Origin of the sequence: Cognatishimia sp. (assembly GCF_964229375.1) — a bacterium.
GTDB lineage: Bacteria > Pseudomonadota > Alphaproteobacteria > Rhodobacterales > Rhodobacteraceae > Cognatishimia.
The window spans coordinates 21390-28713 of sequence record NZ_CAXREH010000004.1 but is presented as its reverse complement, the minus strand read 5'-3'; the positions used below and the strand labels follow the sequence as shown (position 1 = coordinate 28713).

Below are 7324 nucleotides of genomic sequence, written 5' to 3'. Positions count from 1 at the left end.
TGAAAAAGAAAACGCCGGGCAAGACCCGGCGTTTCTTGTTTTTAGCGTCCCATCGACCACCAACCGCGCCGCTTTGGCTTGGCGGGTTTGTCAGCCTCTGGTTCTGGTGCAGGCTCTGCTGCCGCCTCAACCACAGGCTCTGGTTCCGGCTGCGGCTCAGGCTCTGCAACCGGTGCCTCGGTAGCGGCCTCAGGCGCTTCCACTGCAACATCCTCGGCTACAGCTGTTTCTTCAACAGTCTCACTTGCCTCTTCAGACGAAGCCTCTTCGGCAACAGGCGCGGCAACCTCAGCTTCGGCCTCTGGCGCATCGGCCGGTGCGTCTTCTTGGGGCGCAGCAGCAGGCTTCTTACGGCTGCGTGAGCGGCTTTTCTTTGGCTTTGGCGACTCTGTCTCAGCTTCGGCGTCAGCGTCCGAAGTCGGCCCAGCGTCTTCGCCAGCGACCTCGTCCTCGCCTGTGTCACCGTCTTCGCTTGCATCCGCCGCGTCAGACTGACCCTCGGCTCCTTCACCTTTGGGCTTGCGACGGCGACGACGGCGGCGACGTTTCTTAGGCTTCGCCTCTTCGTCTTCTTGTGTCTCGTCGACGATTTCTGCGTCTTCGATATCCTCGTCAATCTGATCCATCAGCGAGGCATCCGCAGAGACCACAGATTCTGTGGGCTCTGGCACGATCCGTGTCGCGGTCTTCAGTTTTTCTAGCGTGAAGTCAGGCGAGATCAGCGCAGGATCCGCTTCGATGCGAACCGACAAGCCATAGCGCGCTTCGATCTGCGCCACATGCTCGCGTTTCTGGTTCATGATGTAGTTCACGATGCCAACAGGCGCCTTCACCAAAACCTCACGAGAGCGACGGCGGGTGCCTTCTTCTTCGATCTGGCGCAGAATGGTCAGGGCGAGGTTGTCATCCGAGCGGATAAGCCCCGTGCCGTGACAATGCGGACATGGCTGTGTGGTGGCCTCGATCATACCCGGGCGCAGACGCTGGCGCGACATTTCCAACAGACCAAAGCCAGAGATCCGGCCCACCTGAATACGCGCACGGTCGGTTTTCAGCTTATCTTTCAGACGCTTCTCGACCGCGTTGTTGTTCTTGCGCTCGTCCATGTCGATAAAGTCGATGACGATCAGACCTGCAAGGTCACGCAAGCGCAACTGGCGTGCGACCTCTTCGGCCGCCTCAAGGTTGGTCTTCAGCGCGGTCTCTTCGATAGAGCCCTCTTTGGTGGCACGACCCGAGTTCACGTCGACCGCCACAAGCGCTTCGGTCACGCCGATCACAATATAGCCGCCAGATTTCAGCTGAACGGTCGGGTTGAACATCCCACCCAGATAGCTTTCCACCTGATAACGGGCGAACAGCGGCAGGCTGTCCTGATAGTTTTTCACGTTCTTGGCGTGGGACGGCATGATCATCTTCATGAAGTCCTTGGCGATGCGATAGCCGCGTTCGCCTTCGACCATGACTTCGTCGATCTCGCGCGAATACAGATCGCGGATCGAGCGTTTGATCAGATCCCCTTCTTCATAGATCTTGGCAGGCGCGATGGATTTCAGCGTCAGCTCGCGGATCTGTTCCCACATGCGTTGCAGGTATTCATAGTCGCGCTTCACCTCGGATTTGGTGCGCTGCGCCCCAGCCGTGCGAATGATCAAACCCGCGCCCTGAGGTACGTCGATTTCCTGCGCGATTTCCTTGAGTTTCTTGCGATCCGCGACATTGGTGATCTTGCGGCTGATGCCGCCGCCACGCGCGGTGTTTGGCATCAAGACGCAATAGCGACCGGCAAGGCTCAGATAGGTGGTCAGAGCCGCGCCTTTGTTGCCACGCTCTTCTTTGACGACCTGAACCAGCAGGATCTGACGTACTTTGATGACTTCTTGGATCTTATAGCGACGCGGACGCGGTTTGCGAGGCGGGCGGATGTCTTCCTGATCGTCGTCATCTGCCACATCTTCGATGGATGCGTCCTTCTCGGACGCCTTCGCGCGCTTACGGCGGCTGCGAGACCGTGACGACCGCTTGCGCGTGCCTCCGTCCTCGTCATCACCCTCGTCATCGCTGGCGTCGTCGCTGGCGTTTTCGTCAGACTGCGCATCTTCTGCGGCTTCGTCTTGTGATGCCTCATCAGAGGACTCTTCAGCAGGTGCATCCTCTGAGGCGTCTGGGGCTGCTGTGTCTTCTTCGGTTTCCGTGCCGGTTTCTGGATCTTTCGTGGCGACTGCATCGCCTTCGCTATCCGTCGACATCGCCATGGTCTTGTCATCGCCATCGCTGTCGTCAGCTTTTGGCGCGTCAGGCGCATCCGTCGATGCGTCCTCGGCTGGCGCTGCGTCTGTGGCCTCTTCAGACGCCGCAACGTTTTCAGCTGGTGCTTCTTCCGCAGGCGTTTCCGTAGCTGGCGCCTCGGCTGCTGGCGCATCTTCTTTTTTCTTACGAGGACGGCGTGCGCGCGGCTTTTTCGGCTTTGGCGCCTCTTCTTCGACAACCTCTGCGGCCTCTACCGGCGCATCGGCACCCTCGTCGCCCGGATCAATCGTCTCCATGCCCGAGATTTCGCCACCTGCCGGTGCCTCTGTCTCGACCACATCCGTCTCGGCGCTCGCGGCATCAGCAGGTTTCTCTGCGGTCTTGGTGCGCGAGCGGCGGCTGCGTTTTGGCTTGGGTTTCTCGTCTTCTTCGTCCCGTGCGCGCATTGCTTCGGCATAGGCGCGTTCTTCTTCCATCAGAGCTTCGCGATCCGCGACCGGGATCTGGTAGTAGTCTGGATGGATCTCTGAGAACGCCAAGAAGCCATGGCGATTGCCGCCATAGTCCACAAAGGCTGCCTGAAGGGACGGTTCGACCCGTGTTACTTTTGCAAGATAGATGTTGCCAGCAAGCTGGCGTTTGTTTTCGGATTCAAAGTCGAACTCCTCGACCTTGTTTCCGTCGACCACCACGACGCGGGTTTCTTCCGCGTGGGTGGCATCGATGAGCATTTTCTTAGCCATGTTTTCCGTGTGCACCCCGGATCACGCAAGACTGCACCCGGATTTATTCCAGGCGGCGCAGTGCGTAGCAGGGGGTGTCTTGTCAAGGCGATGGTAGAGGCGTCACGCAGCACATCACCAAGGGGGCCGCGTACGGCCTCTGCTCGGGATCTCATATCTGTCGCGCGCTTCATCGCGGTTCTTCTCCGACACCCGCTTTGTGCAGGTGCCAATTACAGGCCCGGCGTTTTTGATCATCCGGGCAGTTCTTTTGCCCCTGGGGGCATATTCAAACCGATGGAAAACGCGGCGGATCTGTCGCCAGAGCGTTTTCGATCAGAGAAACTCGGTATGGACCTCGCAATACGGCAGAGGACCTCACCTCTACTTAAGACGAGGGTTTGACGAATTACAATGGCAAATGCGACAAAACGCGGCTTAAACCGCTTCGCGCGCCACCAATCCAAGATCCTGAAGCGCATGACGCAAAGTTGGCGCCACCTTTTGCCCAACCTCTGGCAACGGTTTGTTCACGGGCCTCAGGTCAGGGATTTGATAGGTTTTGCAGCCTGCGCGGGCCGCGGCCTGCGTGCCAGCGTCGCTGTCTTCAAACGCCACACAGTCGCGCGGATCAACACCAAGGTCCGCTGCCGCTTCGCGATAAGGTGCGGGATCGGGCTTGTTGGCCGACACCTCGTCGCCCGCCTTGATATGCTCAAAAAAGCCAAGAAGACCCGCATGGTCCAAATGTGCCCGCGCCGGTCGGCCATTCGTGGACGTCACCACCGCTATCCGCGCCCCACCGGACTTGAGCGTCTGCAAAACCTCGAGCGCGTGGGGACGCAAAGGCACACCAGCCGCAACATTCTGGTCATGACGCAACCGCCATTCGGCTTCAAATTCTATGGCAGACACTCCGTCTGGCAGGAAAAGCGGCAACCGTTGGCTGGTATCTCTAGAGCTGGTCCCGACGAGCGACAGAAAGAAAGCCTCGGATTTGCCCCGTGGGATGCCGAGATCATCGGTCATCGCCAGGAAAGAGCGCTGGAACAGGCGTTCAGTGTCCAGAAGCAACCCGTCCATGTCAAAAAGAAACGCCGCAGGAAATGTCATTGCGCATACCCAATCAAACTTCAACTTGTCCGGGTGCTCGCATGCCAATGTGACAGGCTCAAGTCAGCGCCCATCACGTTTGGTGTCGCTCTGTGTCAGATCAAAGATAATCAGCCCGCGCCAGACCGTATTTGGCCATCTTTTCGTTCAGGGTTCGGCGCGGCAAGCACAGCTCGTCCATGACTGACGCGATCGAGCCGCGGTGACGGCGCATGGTATTGTCGATCAACATACGCTCGAAGGCTTCGACATATTCTTTCAGCGGCTTGCCCTCCGTGGTCATGACCGGCTGCATTTCCTCGTGGTCGTTCATCAACAGTGAGGCAATCGTCCCGCCCCCGCGCCGCGATTGCAAAACCGCCCGCTCTGCCAGATTGATCAACTGGCGCACATTGCCCGGCCATGGCGCTTGCAAAAGCTGCGCGGCCTCTTGCGCCGAGACCTTGGGTGTTTCGCAGCCGTATTCTTCGGCAAACTGCTCGGACTGACGCGTGAACAAGGTCAGGATATCTTCGCCTCGCTGACGCAAGGGCGGAACCGTGATCCGCAAGGCCGCCAAGCGATAGAAAAGATCCCGACGAAGCGCGTCTTCACAGGTGCGGTTCTGTTCTTGCAGATTACAGATCGCAATGATCCGCGTCTCCGCCGGGGTCCCCTGCTCGTTGATTGCGCTCAATAGGCGTGCCTGTAACGTGTCTGAAAGCGCCTCGATATCCTCAAGCACCAATGTGCCACCGCGCGCCTCTTCGATGGCGGGCAACTGGCTGTCTTCGGGCAACATCGGCCCAAACAGGCGTTTGGTCAGCGCATCTTCTTCCAGAGCGGAACAGCTGACCAAAACGAATTTCTTCCCGGCCCGCGAGCCAACCGCATGCAGCGCATGGGCCACCAGCGTTTTCCCTGTGCCAGTTTCGCCGTCGATCAGAACGTGGCCATCCGCCTGCCCCAGATCCAGAATGTCCTCTTTCAGACGGGTCATCACAGGGGACGAGCCGACAAGCTTTTTAATCAGCTGCGCGCCGTCAGACAGCTCTTTGCGCAGCGCCCGGTTGTCCAGCGTCAAGCGACGGGCGTTGCTGGCCTTTTTCGCCAGCTGGCTCATGCGATCGGGGTTAAAGGGTTTTTCCAAAAAGTCGAAGGCCCCTACCCGCATGGCCTCGACCGCCATCGGAACATCGCCGTGCCCGGTGATCATAATCACAGGCAGCGCGCTGTCAGATCCCATCAGTTTTTTCAGAAACTGCATGCCATCCATGCCGGGCATCTTGATGTCCGAGATCACGATCCCCGGATATTCCGGACCAAGCGATTTCAGCGCGTCTTCGGCGCTGGCGAAGGTTTCGGTGTCATAGCCAGAAAGCGCCAGCCATTGACTGATGGACTGACGCATATCTCTTTCGTCATCCACGATCGCGATCTTCATTGCCTGAGCCATGCTATCCTCTGCGCCTATTCTGCTGCTTCAATGTCTCGGTTTAAGATAGGGATCTGCATTTCAAATACAGCCCCCCCGTCCTGCCCATTCCGAGCCATCAACCGTCCTCCTAGGTCGTTTACGATGCCCGAGGAAATGGCAAGCCCCAGCCCGACGCCGTCCCCGGGCTTCTTGGTGGTGTAAAACGGCTCAAACAGATCATTCAGGTTCTCAATCCCCAGGCCATTGTCGCGCACGGTCAGGCTGGCCGTTTCGCCCTTGGCAAGGATCACCTCAATCTCCGGATCTTGACTGGTCTGTGTCGCGTCCAGTGCATTGCGCAACAGGTTGATCATAACCTGTTCAATCCGCATCCGGTCGCCCATGACTTCGACCGGCTCATCGGGCAGAACACGGCGGATTTTCATTTGTCTTTGACGCAGTTGCGGCTCCATCAAGGCCAGGGCCGAGGCCAGCGCATCGCCAAGTTCTACAGGGGTAAACTCGTCACCAGCCTTGCGCGCATAGCTTTTCAACTGCTTGGTGATCGCCCCCATACGTTCGATCAAATCGTCAATGCGTTTAAAGCTGGACAGCGCCTCTTCTGGACGATTGCGGTTCACCAAAAGCCGCGCGCCGGCCAGATAGGTTTTCATTGCCGCAAGCGGTTGGTTCAACTCATGCGACACCGCCGCCGACATCTCGCCCAAAGCCGCAAGTTTAGAGCTTTGCGCGAGCGATTGTTCCGCGACTTCGAGGCTCTGTTGCATGCGTTCACGCTCGGCGATTTCCCGCTGTAGCCTGTGGTTCAATGCGCGAAGGCTCGCCGATTCACGCTGGAACAGCGCCACTTTTTGGAACGACCGACGGCTCAGCAGATAGAAGGCCGCCGCCATTAGGATCGCGAATCCCATGATCTCGAGCGCCAAGACACCATTCACCCGCTCGCGCACACCGGCATAGGTAGTAAAGCTTGCGATCTGCCATCCACGGAATGGAATACGCGCGTCCTTACGCAGCACCGCCTCGCCTTGCACATAGGCATCTGCGGGCAAGGCCGTCCAATCCGACGTCGCCTGAATCGCGCGCTGAATGGCCCCTTGCGGCGGCTGGCGCTGAAGGGCGGCCTCTTCGGTCAGACCCCGCCAACGGGGTTCAGTCGCCAGCAGGATCGTGCCTTCGGAATCCGTCACCAGAACGGCATCAGAAATCCCCGCCCAGGCCCGTTCAAATTTCTGAAGATCCACCTCGACAACGATGACGCCCAACACGGTGCTTTGCATTTCAACGCGACGCGAATAGGCAAAGTAATACCCTGCCCCTTCCCTTGGTTCGACCGTAAATACAGTCACATTAGAGCGCATGGCATCGACGTAGATCTGTGTCGGCTTAAGGTTCTCGCCCAGTCGATTGCGATCTGTCGCAGCCACAATCCGCCCATCCGCATCCAGCATCAAAAGCGACGCCGCCCCGATTTCCTCGACAAAGGAAATCAGCCGCGCGGTGGTCTGTGAATAGTCATCCCCCTGCAGCGCGGAAATCAGCGCCGGGTCGCGCGCCAGCAACTGCGGCACGATCGCGCTGCGGCGCAGTTCCGCCAGCAGGTTGCCCGAATAAAGCGCAAGCCGCAGCTGTGCCCTGTTGCGGGTATTTTCGGTAAAGCGATCTGTCAGGAAGCTGTTGGTGATCCACACGGTGGCAATCGCAACCGCCGCCAGCGCAAGAAAAAGCACACGCACACGCCAACTCAGCGTGCGCATGCCGCGCATCTTGCCCAAGGCTGTTTCACTCCCGCTCATGGCTGCTAAGCTACGCCGCAGCCGCG

At 58.7% G+C, this 7324-nt stretch carries 4 protein-coding genes; all 4 read right to left on the bottom strand.

Going from position 1 to position 7324, the window contains the following annotated elements; genetic code table 11:
• Positions 1-41: 41 nt before the first annotated feature.
• A complete protein-coding gene (locus tag ACEQWH_RS00515; RefSeq protein ID WP_370227277.1) occupies positions 42-2993 on the bottom strand; it encodes an Rne/Rng family ribonuclease in 2952 nt (983 codons plus the stop codon).
• A 417-nt stretch (positions 2994-3410) separates the two neighbouring features.
• The gene (locus ACEQWH_RS00510; protein WP_370227275.1) at positions 3411-4085 is read right to left on the bottom strand and encodes an HAD family hydrolase; all 675 of its coding nucleotides are present in this window, start codon (positions 4083-4085) and stop codon (positions 3411-3413) included.
• 100 nt (positions 4086-4185) lie between these two features.
• Positions 4186-5520, bottom strand: coding sequence for a sigma-54-dependent transcriptional regulator (locus ACEQWH_RS00505; protein WP_370227272.1), 1335 nt, complete (start codon positions 5518-5520; stop codon positions 4186-4188).
• A gap of 14 nt (positions 5521-5534) precedes the next feature.
• The gene (locus ACEQWH_RS00500) at positions 5535-7298 is read right to left on the bottom strand and encodes an ATP-binding protein (RefSeq protein ID WP_370227270.1); all 1764 of its coding nucleotides are present in this window, start codon (positions 7296-7298) and stop codon (positions 5535-5537) included.
• Positions 7299-7324 lie beyond the last annotated feature (26 nt).

Coding starts and splice junctions, on each gene's coding strand:
- ACEQWH_RS00515 (WP_370227277.1), bottom strand. CDS start 2,993: ATGGCTAAGAAAATGCTCATCGATGCCACCCACGCGGAAGAAACCCGC.
- ACEQWH_RS00510 (WP_370227275.1), bottom strand. CDS start 4,085: ATGACATTTCCTGCGGCGTTTCTTTTTGACATGGACGGGTTGCTTCTG.
- ACEQWH_RS00505 (WP_370227272.1), bottom strand. CDS start 5,520: ATGGCTCAGGCAATGAAGATCGCGATCGTGGATGACGAAAGAGATATG.
- ACEQWH_RS00500 (WP_370227270.1), bottom strand. CDS start 7,298: ATGAGCGGGAGTGAAACAGCCTTGGGCAAGATGCGCGGCATGCGCACG.